This is a genomic window from Paenarthrobacter sp. AR 02 (assembly GCF_021538675.1).
Lineage (GTDB): Bacteria > Actinomycetota > Actinomycetes > Actinomycetales > Micrococcaceae > Arthrobacter.
The window spans coordinates 246,453-265,825 of the sequence record NZ_JAJUKH010000003.1 but is presented as its reverse complement, the minus strand read 5'-3'; the positions used below and the strand labels follow the sequence as shown (position 1 = coordinate 265,825).

Here is a 19,373-nt window from a genome sequence, read left to right as displayed (position 1 = left end):
AGAATCCATGAAGTCCGCACCACGCCGGTTCGCAGCGCTGTGCGTCGCTCTCGCTTCCTTGCTGGTACTGAGCGCCTGCACCCTTCCGTTCATGCCCACCCCCACAGCGAAACCGTCCACCAGCACGGTTGACCCGTCCATCGCCGCTTCGGCTCCCAAGGGTTTGGAGAAGTTCTACTCCCAGTCCGTGGAGTGGAGTTCATGTGAGGACGGATTCCACTGCGGCAAAGTCCAGGTGCCCTTGGACTACGCAAACCCCGACGCCGGCGATATCTCGCTGTCCATCATCAAGCTGCCCAGCACCAGCAACAAGCAAGGCACCGTCCTAGTCAATCCTGGTGGACCGGGCGGCTCCGGTGTGGACTTCGTGAAGGACGCGGGCAAGACCCTCCTGACGGAGAAGCTCCGCGCCAACTTTGACGTGGTGGGCTTCGATCCGAGGGGTGTGGGCCGTTCAGCCCCCGTGACCTGCATGACCGATGCCGAACGGGATGCTGCCCGCGCGAAGGTCTTCAGGAAAGACACCGACCAAGGACTTGAAGCCGCTTTTGCCTTCAACAAGACGTTGGCACAGCAGTGTTCCCAGCAAACCGGAGCGGTCCTGGGCCACATAGACACCGTGAGCGCTGCCAAGGACCTGGACGTCCTGCGCGCTGTCATGAACGATGCCAAGCTGAACTACCTGGGCTTCTCCTACGGAACGTTCCTTGGGTCCACCTACGCGTCGCTCTTCCCGGACAACGTGGGTCGCCTGGTCCTGGACGGGGCCGTGGATCCCTCCATCAGCAATGAAGCCTTGACTGCGGGACAGGCAAAGGCCTTCGAACGGGCCATCCACACCTACGTGGCCAACTGCCAGCAGCAAAATTCGTGCCCGCTCAGCGGATCCGTGGACAACGGCGTCCAGGAGATCAGGGACCTCATCAACGCCGTGGACCAAAACCCACAAACGGCGAAGGACGGCCGCCTGGTGACCAGCAACGACTTCGTCAACGGCCTGATCCTGCCGTTGTACAACGACCAAAGCTGGCCGGCCCTCACCCAGGCACTTGACGCTGCGTTTTCCGGCGACGCTTCCCCCATGATGCGGCTCGCAGATCTGGGGGCGGACCGCGAAGCCAACGGCACCTACAGTTCCAACTCCGCCCTCGCGTTCCAAGCCATCAACTGCCTGGACTACCCCATGGTCAGTGATCCCGCCGCGATGCGGGCGGAGGAAGCCCAGCTCAAGCTGGACTCCCCTACGTTCGGTTCCTTCTTCGCCTATGGCGGTGTGAACTGCAGGGACTGGCCGTACCCGCACACACGGACACCGGCACCTGTGGAGTACAAGGGATCCGCACCAATCGTGGTGGTAGGCACAACCGGCGACCCCGCCACTCCCCTGGAATGGTCCGAGTCGTTGCGCAAACAGCTGGGGACCGCATCCCTGGTCACATGGGATGGTGAGGGGCACACCGCCTACGGCCGCAGCAACACCTGCGTCAGCAACGCCGTCGACGACTACTTCGTCGACGGGAAGCTGCCGCAGGATGGCCTGAAATGCTAGAGGTGCCTGGCTTCGCGCTTTTCCACCAGGAGCGGGAGCTGCTTGATGGAGTCCACCACGGCGGTAGCGCCGGCAGCGCGCAGGGTGGCCTCCGAATGCGAGCCGGTCAGAACGCCGGCGATGAGCGACGCCCCTGAACGTACTCCCGACACCATGTCAGAGCTGGTGTCGCCAACTACGGCCACCTCCCGGACATCGTCAAGATCCAACGCGAGCACGGCCGTCAGGATCATGTCCGGGTAGGGCCGGCCCCGTCCGGCGTCCGCGGGGCACAGGCTAAGGTCCGCGAGCCCCATCCAGCCGAGTGATTCGAGCACAGTATTCTGCGTGTGGCGGCCAAAGCCGGTGGCAAGGCAGATCTGCATGCCGGATTCCCGCATCCACAGGATGGCGTCCTCTGCCCCTGGAATGGCGCGGACGCCGCCGTCGTCGATCATCTCGTCGTAGGCCTTCTCGAAGACCTTGTTGGCGCTCTCTGCGGTGGCTGCATCCTCGAAAAGGTGGCTGAATACGGTCATTTTCGAGAATCCCATAGTGTCGCGGGCGTAACCAAGCATGCTCTCGTACCGGCTGCTGCCGGGTTCTATGCCATGTTCCACCAGTGCCCGGGACATGGCCCGCTCCGTACGGCCGTCGTCGGTGATGGTGGTGCCCACCATGTCCACCACCGCGAGCCGCAGCCTGTTGGGTGTGTGGCTGGCGTCCGTGATCAATGCGTCCCCGGTCATTGGGCGGCTCCTTCGGCTTGTGTGCGTGGCACGGTTGGTTCCCCAGCTTCCGACCGCCGGGAGACCGCAGCCTGAACCCGGCCCGACATGCGGGTGAACATCCCCGCAACGGCCGCCGCCGCCCTCGTTTTGACCCGGGCGCGCTGCCTCTATTACAGTTATGTCTTGCGTGATCGCCCGGGAAACCGGTGATGAACGCGGTGCTTCCTTAGCTCAGTCGGTAGAGCGTTTCACTCGTAATGAAAAGGTCATCAGTTCGATTCTGATAGGAAGCTCTGAGCAAGCCCCGGCGGCCCTTGTCACAGGGCTGCCGGGGTTTTCGCTTTTTAAGTCCTGTGTTCCAAAGAAAAGTGGGATGGCGCGAACCCACGCAACTGCGGCATGATCGAAATATCGAACTTCTGGCAAGACATCTGAAATGTTCAAAATAAAAGACATTTTGAGGTTTTGATCGTATGATCGATATATGGAACACTCTGACGAGCTGACCCCGTTTTACCGGGCTGTCGATGCTGCTTCTCTTGGGCGGTCCATCGCCCAAGCACGCAAGGAGGCAGCACTCACCCAACACGACCTTGCCGTGAAACTGGGCGTCACCCGCGGCACCATCGTTCGCCTTGAAGCCGGCGATGCTGTCTCCATGGTCGTGGCCATGCGGGCCATCAGGGCGGTGGGCCGCGATGTGGCCCTTGTGCCGCGCTTTTCGAAACTGCACGTGCAACCATGAGCCCCCGCCGCAGCCTGGACGTGTACCTGCGTGGAGACCGCATCGGTGAACTGCGCGGTAACGGCCTCAAGCTGTCCTTCCAGTACGACCCGCAGGCGCTGGCCGCCTACGGTGCCGGTTCAATCCTGTTGTCCTTATCCCTACCGTTGGCCAGAAAGCGTTTGGACGGAGCGGAGGTCTACAACTTCTTTGACGGCCTGCTCCCCGAAGGGCAGGTCCGTTCCAATCTGGCCAAAGAGCACGGCGTCACAGTCCCGGACGCCTTCGGACTACTCCGCGTCTTGGGAGCTGACTGCGCCGGAGCTGTCCAGGTCCTGCCGCCGGGGGAAGCCCCCGCGCGGGAGGGTGCCGCAACGCCCATGACCACGGCGGAGGTCACCAGCGTGGTCGAATCGCTGCCCACGTGGGACCTGCCCGATGACTTCCTGGTCACTGCTTCCTTGGGCGGCGTCCAGTCCAAGGTGTTGCTGTCCCGCCACGACGGCGGCTGGGCATGGCCCGGACGGGGGGCGGTATCGACCCACATCATCAAACCCGAACCGCTTGAATCCACAATTCCGGAACTGCTCCCCGCTGAGGACTGGGCTTTGCGGACCGCAGCCACTGCAGGGCTTCCTGCGGCTAATGCCCATCTGGAAAACTTCGGATCCCGTCGGGCCATCGTCGTGGAGCGCTTCGACCGCACTGCGGAGGGTAGTCGGCTGCACCAGGAAGACTTCACCCAGGCGCTGGCCCTCGCCAGTGCAGCGAAGTACGAAGGCACCACCGCGCCGCCCTCGCGCCTGACCCGGCTTGTCGACGCCGCGGCCCCGCACACCCGTGATGAGGCGGAATTTCGCCGCGATCTGTTGCGCGCCGTGACCTTTAACCTGCTGATTGGAAACGGCGATGCCCATTCCAAGAATTACTCCCTCACCCTGCGCGATGGTGGAGAAGTGCTCTTGGCACCGCTTTACGACGTGGCACCGACACTGCTGTTGTACCAGCCCAGTGGCCTTGCCGGCCACACGGTCAACGGCCAAATCCGCTTGAGCTACATCACCGTGGAGCATCTCGTGGCCGAAGGGGTCGCATGGGGCATGGACGACGACGACGCCCGGCGGACCGCGGTTTCAACACTGGAGAGGGTAGCGACCGCAGCACTCCAAACAAGCCCGCCAGAATCCCTCGGCTTTTTGCCGGAGCTCATCGCTGTCCGTGCGCAGGACCTGCTGAACGGCGGCACAGCCAGGCGGGCCCTGGCGCGGGAAGACTGACACCCTCCCGGGTCGCCAGTGCCGGGCCGCCTCACACTGACAACCCGGCGCCCGCGCCCCTCAGTTCCCGAGCCGGGACAACAAAACCGCGACGGCGGCAGAGACTCCCCCGGCCAGCGAACCTTCCAGCTCAGGAGCGAAGAACGGCGAGTGGTTGACCGGAACAGGCCTTTCCAGCCCGGCAACCGGCGTCCCACCGAACATCCAAAACACCGACGGAACACCGATCGCAGTGCCGAGGTGCCCGAAGTCTTCGCTGCCCATCATCGGCGGGGTGATTTCGACTGACTCGGCCCCCAACGCCAGCCGCAGCGCCTCCATCACGGGAGGAACGGCGTCGGGGTCGTTGAAGCACTGCGGGAAACGGTACATTTCCTCGACGTCCGGCCCGGGGGCACCCGACGCGGCGGCCTCGGCCGTAACGATGCGACGGACCGCGGCAAGGACCTGGCGACGGACGTCCTCATCGAACGTGCGGATGTTAAGCGTGAACTCGGCCGAGGCCGGAATGATGTTCTCTTTGAGGCCGGCATGGAAGGTCCCAACGGTGACGACGGCGGACTTCCGTGGGTCCAGCTCGCGGGACACGATCCCCTGCAACCGGGTGACCATGTGCGCGGCCATGACGATCGGATCAATGGAATCCTGCGGCTGCGAACCATGCGATTGCTGTCCGTGAACGGTGACCCTTAGCGAGTCCGCCATGGCCGCGACCGGCCCGCTGGAGATCGCGACAGTGCCCACCGGCCGGGGCATGACATGCTGCCCGAACACCACTTCCGGCCTCGGCGCCTTGTCCCACAGTCCGTCGTCGAGCATGGCAAGCGCGCCAGCTGCAGTCTCCTCGCCGGGTTGGAAGATCAGCACCAGCGTTCCTGACCAGGCGTCCAGGTTGCCCGAAAGCACTTCGGCCGCACCCAACAGGCTGGCTACGTGCGTGTCGTGGCCGCAACCGTGCATGACGGGAACCACCGTGCCATCCGGGAGCGTGCCAGTGTCCGTGCTTGCATAGTCCAGGCCGGTTGCTTCTTCGATGGGAAGGCCATCGGAGTCGGCGCGGAAGGCCACCACCGGTCCGTCGCCGTTCCGCAGGACGCCCACAACACCGGTTCCTCCGCAGCGGAAGTGCTCGATGCTGAGCCCGTCCAGCTGCTCCTCGATCAGGGTGGCGGTGGCGAACTCCTGCATGGACAGCTCCGGGTGTGCGTGGAGGTGCCGGTACAACTCGTGGAGCTTGGCGGTCTGGCTGGCATCGAGGGCGGGGGCGATAGCTGTGGTTGTCATTGGTCCTGTCTTCCTTCGCGGGTGATGGTTCTGTTCCGGGCGCTGCTGCTACTCGATGTGGATGGGCTTCGCCTCAGCGATGGGGGCCTTGCTGCGGAAGAACCAGGCCAGGAGGATGGTCCCCAGCACGGCGATGGCGGTGGAAACCATGGCGAGTGACGGCACCAGCGGCAACACCACGAACACGACGACGGCCGAGACAAGCAGGGCGAACACAGTGGTGCGGGGCTGCTTCATGGACACGACGGCCTGGACCAGCACGGCTCCGAGGACGGTGGGCAGCACATACAAACGGGTGACCACCAGGACGGAAGGCGGGATGACGCTGATCAACCACGTGCCCAGGAGCCCAACAAAGATCGCCAGCGAGGTCAGGTGGACTACCGCGGCGCCACAGATGGCGACGACGGCGGCCAGCTCGGCCCGCTTGGTGCCCGGCTTTGCGCCGATGTTGGTTTGGGCGATCAGCGCGGCCGGCAGGAGCTTGTTGGAGATGTTGCCGATCATGAAGGCCTGGTACATCGCGGCCGGCCCCAGGATCGGATAGTACGTGAGCGGCTCGACGATCCAGATGATGCCAAAGGTTGCAGCGACGGCCACAAATGCTATCCAAAGCTGCCCCGGTCCAATATCGAGACCGGTGGCGAAGACAAGGTACAGCGGACCGGCAACGGAAATTAGCAGGCCGGCGATCATGGTGATTTGGCCCCAGCGGGACGTGGTGCGGTTGAAGTCCGCCATGGAGGCTGTGCTGGTGGTGGTGGGATCAGAGGTGATGGAAGACATGGGGTGTTCCTTTCGTGCCCGGGTCAGGTGCCGGTGTTGAGGACGACGGCGGCGGGCCGGCTCAGGCGCCGGCGGCCAGATAAGCGGCGGCCAGGCCGATGACGATGGAAATCCCGAGCCCCCATTCCCGCAGCCAGCTCTTGCCCAGCTTCTTGGCCAGCAGGAGGCATGTCCCCATAACGGCCGCGGAGACGATGAAGGACAGCACATGGATGCCGGACTTGGGCAGCTCGGTGAGCCCCAGGCAGGAGAAAGCTCCGATCAGTGCCGCCGCCGGGACGATGGCCATGGCCGCGGGGTTGATGGAGCGGATCTTGGCGTCGCCTTTGCGCAGCACCGGCGTCAGGATCAAGGTGGCGAGCATCCACATGGCGCCGCCGATGCTCATGGCGAAGAACGCGACGGCGAACACACTTTGCGTATAAGTGGCGTCCCCGAGCTTGGCGCCCATGGACCCTGCTGCGATGCCGGCGGCCGAAACGTCGTAGGCCGCGGAGCCGATCAGGCCGATACGGGACAGGACCGCCGGGGCTCCGAAAAGGCCCAGGAGAGCAATGGCTACAAGGGAGACAGCCAGGGAAGGGCCAATCGCCGATACTGCGCCTGAACGGAATGAGGTTTTGATGTCCTGCGTACTCATTTCCACCGAAGGGGCAGCGCGTCGGGCCGCTTTCATGAAGATCACGGATTGGATGATGATGACGCCGAAGACACCGGCCACGCAGATCCACAGCACGGGGTTGTTGGCGATGGCCATGATGTCGGTTGGTCCAATGGGGGCGAGCGGTTGAAGTGCCAGGGGTTGGAACAAAGGAACCTCCGGGTGTTGGCCCCGCGGCAACTCCGCAACCGGACCACGCTGTGCGGAATGCGGCGCCGTAGGGCTAATCCTTACCCTCCGACCAGATCGGCCAGCGGGTTACCAACACCTTCTGCTATGAGCCGGATCACACACAATAGCTGACGGAATCAGCCAAATGAATGGCCGAATCGGTCAAAGCTTGCCATCACTGGGGTCGCCACTTCCCCGATTCGATGTGACCCGGCACACTTTCAGGCAGTAGACATCCAGCAAAGGAGCACCATGTCCGACACCATTGGCGAGCTGTCCGCCGTCGAACTTTCCGCAGCAATCCGGGGAAAGAAGATCTCGGCGCGGGAAGCGTTGGCCGATCACCTGGACCGCATTGCCGAAGTGAACCCCGTGATCAACGCCGTGGTGACCCTGGACGCCGACGGCGCCCAGACGCTGGCCCATCGCGCCGACCAGCTGACGGCGTCGGGGGCGGACCTGCCGCCCCTCCACGGCCTGCCCATGACGCACAAGGACACGAACAACACCGCCGGGATGCGCACCACCCAGGGCTCCCTCGCCTTGCGCGACTTCGTACCCGACGCCGACGACCTCATCATCGCGCGGCTCAAGGCAGCCGGCGTGGTCAGCACGGGAAAGACGAATGTTCCCGAGTTTGGCGCGGGCTCGCACACGTTCAACGACCTCTTTGGCACCACTACCAATCCGTACGCACCCACCCTTAGTGCCGGTGGCAGCAGCGGCGGGGTGGCCGCCGTCGTCGCTTCCCGCGTCCAAAGCATCGGCGACGGCAGCGACATGGGCGGTTCGCTCCGCATCCCGGCATCCTTCTGCAACGTGGTGGGTTTAAGGCCGTCGACGGCGGTCATCCCCATGCCGTCCGACGTCAACGCCTTCGCATGGCTGGGAAGGACCGGACCGATGGCCCGGAGCGTGGAGGACATTGCATTGTTCATGTCCGTAACCGCCGGCAAGGACCCACGGGTTCCGCACCCTGAGGGCCTGGATCCTGAAGTTTTCCGGGCATCGCTGCAGGCCGACATGCGCGGCGTGCGGATCGGCTGGTCCCGCGACTTTGGCATCGGCGTGCCTGTGGAGGCCGAAATCGTGGAACATCTGGAACGGCAGCTTTCCGTTTTCGAGGAGCTCGGGGCGATCGTGGAAGAAGCGACTCCAGATTTCAGCGAAGCGGACCTGGTGTTCGGCAACACGCGCGCCATGGACTTCGCTGCTGGCCTGGGGCCCCTCCTGGCGCGCGCGGGGGACGTGGTCAAGCCTGAAGTGCACTGGAATGTGGAAAAGGGGTTCGCGTTGACGGCCCGGGACCTCATCGAAACCGCCGCAGCCCGGACCCGGTTGGAACGTGGCATCCAGGACTTCTTTGGCCGATACGATCTGTTCGCCAGCCCGTGCGCCCAGGTGCTCCCCTTCGACGCCGCCCTCCGCTATCCCCTGGACATTGCCGGCGTACCCTCCGAGACCTATCTGGACTGGATGCGGTCGGCCTGCCTCCTCTCGGCCACCGGCCTTCCTGTGCTCAGTGTGCCGGCGGGATTCAGTTCCTCCGGGCTGCCCATCGGCCTCCAGCTGGCCAGCAACCACTACACGGATATGCAGCTGCTCCGCTACGGCCACGCCTTCGAGCAGCGGACCGGGTACGCCGCCGTCGCGCCTGTTGTGAAAGCCGAGCCTGTCACCACGGCGAGCGCATGACCCGTCCCCCGCGCTTTCGCGCGTCGAGCAGGATCGACACGTCCACGCCGTTGGCCTCCTGGGCCCACTCCGAGTCCGTGATGAAACGGTAAAGGGAGGACATGTCCTCCACAGTGACGTCGGCCATGATCTGGTAATTGCCGGCGATCGCGGCGGCATACCGGACCGTGGGAAGTTCAGCGAGGCTCTTTCCTACGCGCTCGACGTGCTGCGGCGAAGCCCTGATCCAGAGCAGCGCCTCAACAGCCAGGCCAAAGGACGCAGGCTCAACAATCGCCCGCACATGGACCTGGTTGTTGGTCAGCAGCCATTCGCTTCGCCGCCGCGCGGTGGCCTCTGACACCCCTACCCGACGCCCCAGCGCTTCGAAGCTCATCCTGCCATCAGCGCACAGTGCGTCGATGAGTTCGTTATCCTGGCGGCTCATGTGCTGCTGCCTGACCAGAATGCCGGAGTCCTGCGCGAGGTTCGAACGCAACGCCTCGGCCTTATCTGCCGGAAGGACTTCCGGCCGCCAGCCGCGAATCGTGCGGAAGTACCGGAGCACCGGATAGCTGGTCGAGTCCCTGAGCCCAATGGTGGATGGAAGTTCATCTGACAGGACGTCCCCCATACGGCCCGTTTCGGTGAGGACTTCGGCCACGCAGTCACCGGTGCCCGTCGTCGTGTAAACGAACGTCGTATCAGCGCGCTGGGAGAGCGCATTGGCGGCGGCACGCACCGTTCCGGGCATGCACCGCATCTCCACCAACACCACCGCGGGCCTCGGCCTGATCCCCACTACGGCTACGGCGCCGGACTCCAGCAGCTGCGATCCGCGGCGGGCCACAGTCCGCTCGGCCTCACCCAGGACGGCGGCCATCTTGCGCCAGGGACACCGGGGATCCAGCTGCAGGGCAGCCACGATCTGCCGCTCCAATGCGTCAAACACCGCCATGCAGGCTCCGTCCGGTCTGTGCTGGTGACTTTGGGCGTATGTGCCCGGGGGCTCCTCCGGGCAACCGCCGAGTGGGGTTCCTGCCACAGTTTAGGGACAACTGCGGGCAGAAACACGTCGAGACCGACGGCGGGAGACATGACAGCGCGCATGAACCCTTACGCTGTCTTGGAGGACGGGCAAGGCGCCATTGTCATCAGCCTCGACAACTACTGTCCTTGACGACGACCCAGGAGACATTCACTGCATGGAACCGTACGGACATCCGCCACCTCAACCGTTTCCCGGCCAGCATCACCAGCAGCGCCCGCAGTACGACCCGCCACAGCAGTACGGCCCACCACAGCAGTACGGCCCGCTACAGCCCAAAAAGGAGAGCAAACTCGGGTGGATTCTCGGTGGCATCGGCATTTTCGTGCTGATCCTCCTGTTCGCGGGGTGCTCCGCCCTGGTCAACTCCATCAACGGCGGTGGGAGCCACGCCGAGAAGGCCAAAGCTGTCATGGCCGCGGCCGACAATGCACCGGAGGGCGACTGGGTTCTCACGCACCGGAGCGATCCGAAGGTAGAGGCCGGCTGTCTCTCCATCGACACCGCCTGCATTAAACTCCGGGCCGAGTGGAGGGTTGATCATCCCGTCAGCCTCAACGACGTTGCCACCCGCATAGGGATGGACGTCAGCAAATCGAAGCTGTCAGAGGACGGCTGCATCAAAGAAAACGACCCCGACGGAGGCGGCACGGACGAAGTATGCATAGTGGAAGAAGAATGGCCCGCGGACGGCTATCGGGTCATCCTTAACATGTCCCGGCGGTAGGCCGACGCAGCAAGCCCCTCGGCTACAGGTAATCCCCCGCGCGCTCACGCGCTATCTCCAGCAGGGTGGAGTGGAAGGCCACTTCCGCCGGTGCGTAAACCTTGTCCTGGCGTTGGGCCAGCAGTACCCGACGCAAAGGTGCGGCGGAACCCAAGCTGATAACCCTTACGTCAGGGTGTTGGAGTGCGACGGCGGTTTTGGGCACCATGGCCACGCCCATCCCCACGCTCACCATGGCCTGGGCTTCCTGGTAGTCGTTGGCCAGGAAGCCGATGGTTGGTTCGAACCCGGCTTCGTGGGCTGAACGTTGCAGCACTTCCACCACGGGGTGGGCCTCCGCCCGAACGATCCAGGATTCCTTGCGTAGCTCCTCCATCCGGATCTCTTCGCGCCCCGCCAAGGGGTGTCCCCGGGACACCAGGATCACCGTGCTCTCCTGGAAGACTTCAGTGACCCGAATCGAGTCATCCTGGAATCTGTTCCACGGGTAGTCCCAGAGGAGGCACAGGCCAGTGACGCCGGACTGCAGGTCCGATACCAGGTCATCGAAACGCGCACTGCGCACGGACAGGCCAATTGCCGGGTAGCGCTTTTTGAACGCCCTGATGACTACCGGGAGGAAGGATCCGGCAAGGGTAGGAAAGGTTCCAACTGTCAGCGACCCGCGCTTGAGTCCAGCGATTTGGTCCAGGTCCGATTGGGCCGCACGCATCTGGCCAACGATCTTGCGGGCGTGGCCAGCCAGCACTTGGCCCGCTTCTGTAGGCACCACCCCACGTGAGCGGCGGTTGAGGAGCGGTTGCCCCACTTCCTGTTCCAGTTTCCTCAGCTGCTGGGAAACCGCCGAGGGAGAGTAAAGCATGAGATCCGCGGCCGCGGTGATGGAACCTTGCTCAACAACCTCGACCAGCAGCGCGAGCCGTCGAATATCAAAAAGATCCTGGCCCTCATCGTTAAGCAACAGTTCACCCTTCCTAGGAATTTGTTCATTCTATACAGGCTGCCGTCGATACCACAGGATAAACGGGTTTCCAGCGGGCGTAAACGCCTCCTCCACCGCCCATTCAGGACTGATCCGCTGGTGAATGAAGCATTGCTTCATCCCACCCAAGATATCCAACATTGTCTTCAAATGTGATGTGCCTCAATCTCGAAGTATGCCCTTGAACGAGCCTGGGCGACAGAGAAGCAAGGAACTGACCATGAACATCGAAGCGGAATGGATGCGCGGAGGCACCAGCAAATGCTGGGTCTTCGAAAGCGGGCAATTCGGTGAGACTGAAACCAGTCCGGATGCGCTGCTCCCGCGGCTGTTCGGCAGCCCCGACCACCGACAAATCGACGGTGTGGGCGGCGCGACGTCGACAACCAGCAAAGCGATGATCGTTCGCCGCCCAGCGGACGACGACGTGGATGTCGAGTTCACCTTCGCCCAGGTGGGAATTGAGGAAGCCACCGTGGACTGGGGCAGCAACTGCGGCAACTGCTCGGCAGTGGTGGGCTTGTATGCCATCGAGAAGGGCTGGGTCACACCCACCGGGGAGATCACCCGGATCGTCACGCGGAATACCAACACAGGCCAGATCATCATCCAGCGGATATCCACCCCGGCCGGGGCCCTCCCGATCGTCCCGCAGGCGGAGATGCCCGGCGTTCCGTTCCCCGGGTACCGGGTGGGCCTTGGTTTCCAGGACCCTGCCGGTAAAACCACGGGCCAGCTTCTTCCCACCGGCTCCCCGACGGAGACGATCACTGCAGGCGGGACACGCTGGACTGCTTCGCTTGTCGACGCCGGAGCGCCGGTAGTAATCGTCCGGGCCGAAGAGCTCGGCCTGGACCCTGAGCGCTACGACAGCTGGTTGGCCGGCGTCGAACTGCAATTGGAGACACTCGAGACGATTCGACGCCAAGCAGCAGTACGCATGGGGCTCGCCGCGTCCACCAGCGAAGCGGCACGGGCCATCCCGAAAGTCGCCATCGTCGCCCCGCCCGCCCAGTCCGACGCCGGCAGCGACGTCAGCGTCATGATGCTCTCCATGGGCAAGCCGCACCCCGCCCTCGCCATCACGGGAAGCATCGCACTGACGCTCGCAGCCGGCACACCAGGCACCGTTTTGTACGACATCACCGAACATGACCTTCGGCCAACCCTGAAGCTGCGGACGCCGGCCGGCGTGATCGAGACATGGAGCGAGGAAAAGGACGGTTCCCTGATCATTGGCGTGGATCGGACAGCCCGCACCATCGCAACCACCACCATCCACCTCCCCGAGACGCTCGACAACACCGTCGACGCCTCACTTGCCGGCGCTACCCGCTGAACAGCCAGCGCTACTCGATGAAGAGAGAGCACCATGACTAACACCGCAGAAAAGACTGCACCAAGCCCCACAGTTGAAGCGCGGCCCAAGCGCCGCCGTCGTATCCTGCTGGTGACGGCTGTCGCCATCACCGTCTTGGGTCTTGCCGCCCTCCTGTTCGGAGGTGTCCTTGGCAGCCCTGCGGCGGCCTCGGGATCGGAGCCGACCTTGACCGCAACGCAGATCATCCCGCTCATCATCCTGGTGGTGATGTTCGTGGTGGCAACCAAGTGGCCGCTCAACATCGGTGTGATGGGGCTGGTTGCTTCCTTCGGCGTCGGCTATTTCGTCCTTGGCATGTCCGACAAGGAGATCCTGGAAGAGTTCCCGGCCAGCATCGTGCTGACGATCATCGGCGTCACGTACTTCTTCAGCATGGCGCAGCGGAATGGCTCCATCGACATCATTGTGCAGACATGCGTCCGCCTGGTCCGCGGCAAGACCATGCTGCTGCCTTGGGTCTTCTTCCTCATGGCCGCAGCCCTGACTTCATTGGGCACGTTCTCCCCCGCAGCTGTGGCACTTCTGGCTCCGGCGGCGCTGGGGCTGGCCTATGAGTCGCGCATCCATCCCGTCCTCATGGGGGCCTTCGTCATCAATGGCGCCCATGCCGGAGGTTTCTCGCCCCTGTCCGTGGCTGGCGTATTGGTTCACGACATCGCCATGAAGAACGGCTTCCCGATCGACCAGGGGTCACTGTTCCTGGCAAGCTTCGCCCTGAACTTCATTCTTTCGGCGCTGACGATCGTTCTGTTTGGGCTGCTGGGCAAACTCCGGGACAAGCACGCCAACGAGTACTCCGCGCTGGACACCCCGCGGATGGGACGCCCCAATGGACAGCAGTTCCTGACCCTGGCCCTGATCCTGGCAATCCTCGTGTGCACTTTGGGGTTCCACATGCCCATCGGCTTCGTTGCCCTGTCCGCCGGCCTTCTCCTGGCACTGGTAAACATCAAGGAGCACCAGACGTTCATCGGTGGCATTTCCTGGTCCACCGTCCTGCTGGTGGCCGGCATGATCACCTACGTCTCCCTGCTCCAGCACGTCGGCGTCATCGACACCCTCGCCGAGCAGGCACTCGCCCTGGGCGCACCCCTGCTGATCGCCTTGGTCCTCTGCTACGTCATTGGCGTCGGATCGGCCTTCGCCTCGTCCACCGCCCTGCTGACCGCCTTCATCCCGCTGGCGGGGCCCCTGCTGGCCACCAGCTCACTCAGCGCTTCCGGAACGGTCGCGGCCCTGGCGATTGCAGCCACGGTGGTAGACGTTTCGCCGTTCTCCACTGACGGCGCACTGGTGGTGGCCAACGCACGGGAGCACGACCGCCAGCGCGTATACAAGCAGCTGATGATGTACGCCGGTGGAGTCGTCCTGGTTGCCCCGGCACTGGCTTGGGCCCTGCTGGTACCCACCGGCATCATGTAGGCCTGCCGGAGCAATATCCGGCAAGCGCGGGAAGGCCCTGCACTCCATCGCAACAGGAAACCCGACGGACGGGCGCAGGGACTTCATGCGCTAAGGACAAAGGCAGGACGCTCACAGAGCGTCCTGCCTTTGGCTTACCCGGGAACGGGCGGATGTCAGGCGAAGTCGGAGACTGCCGGGTCCGGACCGATGCGGCCCTCAGCGCCGCGGTCCAGGCCGTTGATGGCCTCGACGTCGGTAGCGTCCAGCGTGACGTTCAGGGCGGCGAAGTTCTCCCGGATACGTGACTCGGTGACCGACTTGGGGATGACGACGTTGCCGATGGCCAGGTGCCATGCGATGACCACCTGTGCCGGCGTGGCGTCGTGCTTGGCAGCGATCTCAGCAATGGTGGCGCTCTCCAACAGCTCGCCACCCTGGCCCAGCGGGGACCAGGCCTGGGTCAGGATGCCCTTGGACGCGTTGAACTCGCGCAGCTCGGACTGGTTGAAGAACGGGTGCAGCTCCACTTGGTTGATGGCCGGCACTACGCCGGTCTCATCAATGATGTGCTGCAGGCCTTCCTTGGTGAAGTTGGAAACACCGATGGACTTGACCCGGCCGCGCTTCTGGAGCTCGATGAGGGCCTTCCAGGTGTCAACGTACTTTTCCTGCTTGGGCTGCTGCCAGTGGATGAGGTAGAGGTCCAGGGTCTCCAGGCCGAGGCGATCCATGGATTCCTCGAAAGCCTGCAGCGTGGACTCGTAGCCCTGGTCGGCATTCCACAGCTTGGTGGTGATGAAGATTTCTTCGGCGGAAAGGCCGGAGGAGGCAATGGCACGGCCGACGCCAGCCTCGTTGCCGTAGATCTTGGCGGTATCGATGTGGCGGAACCCGGCCTCGAAAGCCTGGCGCACCACCTTTTCGGCTACATCGTCTTCAACTTGCCACACCCCGTAGCCGAGCTGGGGGATGGTGTTGCCGTCGTTGAAAGTAAGTGTTGGTGACGAAGTCATGTTTGCCATACTGCCAGCACGGCGTATCGAAAAGCGCCAATTATTACGCAGATCAGCTATGCGCTTAACTTATTGCGTCCGAGGAATAAAGGCGCACGCCTGTAGTTGCGCACGCTGCACACTATGCGTCTTGGGAGAGTTCCCGCTCAGCGTCAGCGACCTGCTCGAAGACGGCCTCCGCGCGACGACGGACCGAAAGCGCGCCCACCGGCACCGGGCCGACCGCCAGCCTCAACATTGCCGCAGCTTCCGCTGTGGTCGCAAGGGAGTTCCCAGCCTTGGACAGCGCACGGTGCACGCCCGCCAGCGCGCCGGGAACATCCAGTCCGTCACTGGGCGAACGTCGTTGCGCCTCAACGCAAATAGCCCTGACACGCGGCGACAAACCGGCCAGTTCATTGGCGATCACCACCAGTTCGTTGTACAACTGCTCGTCATCTACGCCCTCAAGTACCTGGTGGTACCGGTCCAATCCCCGATGGAAGCGGTCGTGGGCGCGGCGCCAAAGCCCCTTGCCGAGCTCCACATCGTCCTTCCGCCCTTGCCGGACGGCCCCAAAGAAACCCACCCCCAGGCTCAGAGGTACTGGCCCGGGCCGTGGTCGGGATCTTCGGGGCGTCCCTGCGCAGCACCGGGCGCGGCGGCCCGCTGCGGTTGCCCATTTTCCCCGATGACAATTCCCGGAGCGATGACAGTTCCGGGTGGGAGCTGCCGAAGCTGCATCTGGGCGGCGGCGTGGTCCTTGGCGGCTTGTTGGGCCGCGATGGCGGCCTGGATCCCGTGGAACAGTCCCTCAAGCCAACCCACCAGCTGGGCCTGGGCAATGCGGAGTTCGGCGTCGGAGGGCGCCTTATCCTCCGGGAACGGAAGGCTGATGCGCTCCAGTTCCTCAATGAGCTCCGGCGCGAGCCCATCTTCGAGTTCCTTGATGGAGCGTTCGTGGATTTCTGCCAGGCGACCGCGGGCAGCGTCGTCCAACGGCGCTGCCTTCACTTCTTCCAGGAGCTGACGGATCATGGTGCCGATCCGCATCACCTTGGCAGGCTCATCCACCAGTTCGTGGAGCCCACCGCTCCTGGGCTTGGCGTCGTCCGGGGATTGCCCCTGGGACTGTGGCTGGGCAGGCGCCTGCGCGCCGCCGTCGTCCAGCATGGTCCCCTCCACAGGGGTGTCGTCCGAAGCCTCATCCTTGGGCTGAATGTCGTTCAGATCGCTCATTGGTTCATACTCTCATGGGGTTCGGGCGAACCCTGGCCCGAGTCGGCTTTTTTGGACTTCGTTCGTAGCGAAACAGGTAAACACTAGCGCAGGGTGTCAGCAGCATCTGCCTTGGGGGTTGCTGTCCTGCCGGTCCATCCGGTCCCGCCAGAACTCGCGTTCTGTCATGGCGGGACCGGCATGACCGGTAGCGGAGAAGTGCTCAAGGTACTTCGCGTAGGCATCAGCACCCATGAGCGAACCCATGTAGGCGGCGAAGCCCCGGAAGCCCTTGGCGATGGCGTTCATCAGTGGTGTCCGGCCTTCTCAGTGCGTTTCTCCACGGGTAGTGCGTTCCATTCACCGAGCAAAGCCTTCTCCGCGGGAGTGGGGATCAGCCCTGCAGGGGCGAAGACCTTGGAAGGCACTGCCGGATCCTCGTGCCCCTGTCCCCCACCGGCACGGATGGCCTTGAAGCTGGCCAGGAGGGCGGTGAGGATGACGATGATGCTCAGCACCACGAAGATCACGGACAGCCACCCCTGGATAGCGGTATTCCGGATCACTGCTTCCATGGCTGCGACAGACTTGGCTGTTCCGAATTCCGTCTTGCCGTCAGCCAGGGCCTTGGAGAAGGCCTGGTTGTTGGCAAAGTATCCGACGGCCGGGACGGGCGAGAAGATCTTGTGGAAGCTTGCCGTGATGGTGACGACGGCGGCAAACGCCAACGGGACGGCGACGATCCACAGCCACTTGAAGGTGCCCCGCTTGGCCACAATGGCCAGGCATACCGCCAACGCGATCGCTGCGAGAAGCTGGTTGGCGATACCGAACAGCGGGAAGAGGGTGTTGATGCCACCCAATGGATCTGTGACACCCATGATCAGCACCGCTCCCCAGGCTGCAACCATGATGGCCGTGCACAACCAGGCACCGGGCCGCCACGAGGCTTCCTTGAACTTGGGAACAAAGTTTCCGATGGAGTCCTGCAGCATGAACCGGGCCACCCGCGTGCCCGCGTCCACTGCGGTCAGGATGAAGAGGGCCTCGAACATGATGGCGAAGTGGTACCAGAAGGCCATCAGGCCGGGTCCGCCGATGAACTGCTGCATGATGTGCGCCAAGCCAACAGCAAGCGTCGGAGCACCACCGGAGCGCGAGATGATGCTTTCCTCGCCCACGTCCTTCGCTGTCTGGGCAAGGACGTCCGGGGTGATGTTCACGTTGGCCAGGCCCAGGCTGTTCACCCAGGTCGCCGCGGTCTCCACAGTCCCGCCGGTCAGGGCCAAAGGAGCGTTCATGGCGAAGTAGATGCCGCGGTCGATCGAGATCGCTGCCACGAGGGCCATGATGGCCACGAAGGACTCCATCAGCATGCCGCCGTAAGCGATGAAGCGGGTCTGCCGCTCCTTCTCGATCAGTTTGGGAGTGGTGCCCGAAGAAATGAGCGCGTGGAACCCTGAAAGCGCACCACAGGCGATGGTCACGAACAGGAACGGGAACAGTGCGCCGGAGAAGACCGGCCCATTCTCGCGGCTGGCGAACTCGCTGAACGCCGGGACCGTGATTTCCGGACGGACCACAATGATGGCAAGCGCGAGCATCACGATCACGCCGATCTTCATGAACGTCGAGAGATAGTCACGAGGCGCCAGGAGCAGCCAAACGGGCAGGATCGCGGCGATGAACCCGTAGATGATGAGGCCCCAGGCGATGGTTACCTTGTCCAGGTGGAAGAAGGCCGCACCCCACTCGGTGCCGGCCACCGCACCGCCGCCAATAATGGCGGCCATGAGGAGCACGAAGCCGATGATGGACACTTCCATGACCTTGCCGGGCCTGATAAAGCGCAGGTAAACGCCCATGAACAACGCGATGGGGATGGTCATGCCTACGGAGAACACGCCCCACGGGCTCTCGCCGAGGGCGTTGACCACCACGAGCGCGAGGATGGCCACAATGATGATCATGATCAGGAGCGTGGCGATCAGCGCAGCGGTCCCGCCAACGAGGCCAAGTTCCTCGCGGGCCATCTGGCCCAGCGAACGGCCACCGCGGCGCATCGAGAAGAACATCACCAGGTAGTCCTGCACAGCACCGGCAAGGACGACGCCGACGATGATCCAGATGGTGCCCGGCAGGTATCCCATCTGGGCCGCGATGACAGGTCCCACCAACGGGCCAGCGCCTGCAATGGCGGCGAAGTGATGGCCGAACAGCACGTTGCGGTCAGTCCGGACATAGTCCTTGCCATCCGCCTTGTATTCAGCGGGCGTGGCCCGGCGATCGTCCGGTTTGAGCAAGTACCGCTCGATGACCTTCGAGTAAAACCGGTAGCCGATCAGGTACGTGCACACCGCGGCGAAAACGAACCAGATGGCGTTCACTGTTTCGCCACGGACCAGCGCAACCATGAACCATGCCACTGCTCCAAGGAGCGAAATTGCCACCCAGAGCCCGATCTTGGCCGGCGTCCAGCGTCGTTCTTCAGCCTCACGAACGGAATCATCCACGGCCGGCGATGGCAGTGTTGGATCCAGTCCTTCCTCGAGTCCGGCCTGGTCAGGAATCTTGCCCATATCTCCTCCTTGAGAACTGATGCGGTGATGGGAAATGCTGTGTGGCGAATCCCGCGGTGGGGACCGCTTCGCCACGTGTCTTCCAGCACAGTAACAACTGCTACCGACAAGGGAAGGCCATACACGCCTTCGGCAGCCCACCCAGCGGTGAGCGGTCACACCCGTGCGACGGACGCCTGTACATGGACACCCTGAAGAGACACCCA

General features: G+C 63.5%; 18 protein-coding genes and 1 tRNA gene. 8 read left to right on the top strand and 11 right to left on the bottom strand.

The genetic code is table 11. From position 1 onward, the window contains the following. Positions 1-7 precede the first annotated feature (7 nt). The gene (locus tag LRQ04_RS10445) at positions 8-1,549 is read left to right on the top strand and encodes an alpha/beta hydrolase (RefSeq protein ID WP_235520086.1); all 1,542 of its coding nucleotides are present in this window, start codon (positions 8-10) and stop codon (positions 1,547-1,549) included. Here LRQ04_RS10445 and LRQ04_RS10440 read toward each other — a convergent pair. Further along, positions 1,546-2,277, bottom strand: a complete 732-nt coding sequence (locus LRQ04_RS10440; RefSeq protein ID WP_235520085.1) for an HAD family hydrolase — start codon at positions 2,275-2,277, stop codon at positions 1,546-1,548. The two genes, LRQ04_RS10445 and LRQ04_RS10440, sit on opposite strands and share 4 nt — an antisense overlap. A 202-nt stretch (positions 2,278-2,479) precedes the next feature. On the opposite strand from LRQ04_RS10440, the gene LRQ04_RS10435 reads away from it, so the two are divergent. The 3 genes from LRQ04_RS10435 to LRQ04_RS10425 all read left to right on the top strand — a co-directional run bounded on the left by LRQ04_RS10435 (position 2,480) and on the right by LRQ04_RS10425 (position 4,260). Next, positions 2,480-2,552: transfer RNA gene (locus LRQ04_RS10435), tRNA-Thr, on the top strand. 191 nt (positions 2,553-2,743) lie between these two features. Next, positions 2,744-3,004, top strand: a complete 261-nt coding sequence (locus tag LRQ04_RS10430; protein WP_235520084.1) for a helix-turn-helix transcriptional regulator — start codon at positions 2,744-2,746, stop codon at positions 3,002-3,004. Continuing rightward, positions 3,001-4,260 carry a type II toxin-antitoxin system HipA family toxin gene (locus LRQ04_RS10425; RefSeq protein ID WP_235520083.1) on the top strand — a complete coding sequence of 420 codons (1,260 nt, stop codon included), beginning with the start codon at positions 3,001-3,003 and terminating at the stop codon, positions 4,258-4,260. The genes LRQ04_RS10430 and LRQ04_RS10425 overlap by 4 nt, the downstream gene beginning before the upstream one ends. A gap of 60 nt (positions 4,261-4,320) precedes the next feature. Here the strand turns inward: LRQ04_RS10425 and LRQ04_RS10420 are convergent, their stop codons facing one another. The 3 genes from LRQ04_RS10420 to LRQ04_RS10410 all read right to left on the bottom strand — a co-directional run bounded on the left by LRQ04_RS10420 (position 4,321) and on the right by LRQ04_RS10410 (position 7,141). After that, positions 4,321-5,544 (bottom strand): amidohydrolase, encoded by a 1,224-nt coding sequence (locus LRQ04_RS10420; RefSeq protein WP_235520082.1) that lies wholly within the window; start codon positions 5,542-5,544, stop codon positions 4,321-4,323. A gap of 48 nt (positions 5,545-5,592) precedes the next feature. Further along, a complete protein-coding gene (locus LRQ04_RS10415) occupies positions 5,593-6,330 on the bottom strand; it encodes a hypothetical protein (RefSeq protein ID WP_235520081.1) in 738 nt (245 codons plus the stop codon). 61 nt (positions 6,331-6,391) lie between these two features. Further along, a complete protein-coding gene (locus tag LRQ04_RS10410) occupies positions 6,392-7,141 on the bottom strand; it encodes a DUF5058 family protein (protein WP_235520080.1) in 750 nt (249 codons plus the stop codon). 273 nt (positions 7,142-7,414) lie between these two features. On the opposite strand from LRQ04_RS10410, the gene LRQ04_RS10405 reads away from it, so the two are divergent. Continuing rightward, on the top strand, positions 7,415-8,857 hold the full coding sequence (locus tag LRQ04_RS10405) for an amidase family protein (RefSeq protein ID WP_235520079.1): 1,443 nt from the start codon (positions 7,415-7,417) through the stop codon (positions 8,855-8,857). Here LRQ04_RS10405 and LRQ04_RS10400 read toward each other — a convergent pair. Then, a complete protein-coding gene (locus LRQ04_RS10400; RefSeq protein ID WP_235520078.1) occupies positions 8,838-9,794 on the bottom strand; it encodes an Lrp/AsnC family transcriptional regulator in 957 nt (318 codons plus the stop codon). The two genes, LRQ04_RS10405 and LRQ04_RS10400, sit on opposite strands and share 20 nt — an antisense overlap. A 247-nt stretch (positions 9,795-10,041) precedes the next feature. On the opposite strand from LRQ04_RS10400, the gene LRQ04_RS10395 reads away from it, so the two are divergent. Continuing rightward, complete coding sequence (locus LRQ04_RS10395; RefSeq protein ID WP_235520077.1) at positions 10,042-10,611, top strand: hypothetical protein; 570 nt, start codon at positions 10,042-10,044, stop codon at positions 10,609-10,611. Between the two features lie 22 nt (positions 10,612-10,633). Here LRQ04_RS10395 and LRQ04_RS10390 read toward each other — a convergent pair whose 3' ends face one another. After that, positions 10,634-11,572, bottom strand: a complete 939-nt coding sequence (locus LRQ04_RS10390) for a LysR family transcriptional regulator (RefSeq protein ID WP_235520076.1) — start codon at positions 11,570-11,572, stop codon at positions 10,634-10,636. 241 nt (positions 11,573-11,813) lie between these two features. Here LRQ04_RS10390 and LRQ04_RS10385 point away from each other — a divergent pair, with 241 nt between their 5' ends. Next, complete coding sequence (locus tag LRQ04_RS10385) at positions 11,814-12,932, top strand: PrpF domain-containing protein (protein ID WP_235520072.1); 1,119 nt, start codon at positions 11,814-11,816, stop codon at positions 12,930-12,932. 33 nt (positions 12,933-12,965) lie between these two features. After that, the gene (locus LRQ04_RS10380) at positions 12,966-14,396 is read left to right on the top strand and encodes an SLC13 family permease (RefSeq protein WP_308194912.1); all 1,431 of its coding nucleotides are present in this window, start codon (positions 12,966-12,968) and stop codon (positions 14,394-14,396) included. 155 nt (positions 14,397-14,551) lie between these two features. On the opposite strand, the gene LRQ04_RS10375 is transcribed toward LRQ04_RS10380, so the two are convergent. The 5 genes from LRQ04_RS10375 to LRQ04_RS10355 all read right to left on the bottom strand — a co-directional run bounded on the left by LRQ04_RS10375 (position 14,552) and on the right by LRQ04_RS10355 (position 19,167). Next, positions 14,552-15,391 (bottom strand): aldo/keto reductase, encoded by an 840-nt coding sequence (locus LRQ04_RS10375; protein ID WP_235520070.1) that lies wholly within the window; start codon positions 15,389-15,391, stop codon positions 14,552-14,554. A gap of 121 nt (positions 15,392-15,512) precedes the next feature. After that, positions 15,513-15,959 carry a hypothetical protein gene (locus LRQ04_RS10370; protein WP_235520068.1) on the bottom strand — a complete coding sequence of 149 codons (447 nt, stop codon included), beginning with the start codon at positions 15,957-15,959 and terminating at the stop codon, positions 15,513-15,515. 8 nt (positions 15,960-15,967) lie between these two features. After that, positions 15,968-16,609, bottom strand: a complete 642-nt coding sequence (locus tag LRQ04_RS10365) for a bacterial proteasome activator family protein (protein ID WP_235520067.1) — start codon at positions 16,607-16,609, stop codon at positions 15,968-15,970. Positions 16,610-16,705: 96 nt separating this feature from the next. Then, positions 16,706-16,897 carry a YbdD/YjiX family protein gene (locus LRQ04_RS10360; protein ID WP_235520060.1) on the bottom strand — a complete coding sequence of 64 codons (192 nt, stop codon included), beginning with the start codon at positions 16,895-16,897 and terminating at the stop codon, positions 16,706-16,708. Beyond that, positions 16,897-19,167, bottom strand: a complete 2,271-nt coding sequence (locus LRQ04_RS10355; RefSeq protein ID WP_235520059.1) for a carbon starvation CstA family protein — start codon at positions 19,165-19,167, stop codon at positions 16,897-16,899. The genes LRQ04_RS10360 and LRQ04_RS10355 overlap by 1 nt, the downstream gene beginning before the upstream one ends. Between the last annotated feature and the right edge of the window lie 206 nt (positions 19,168-19,373).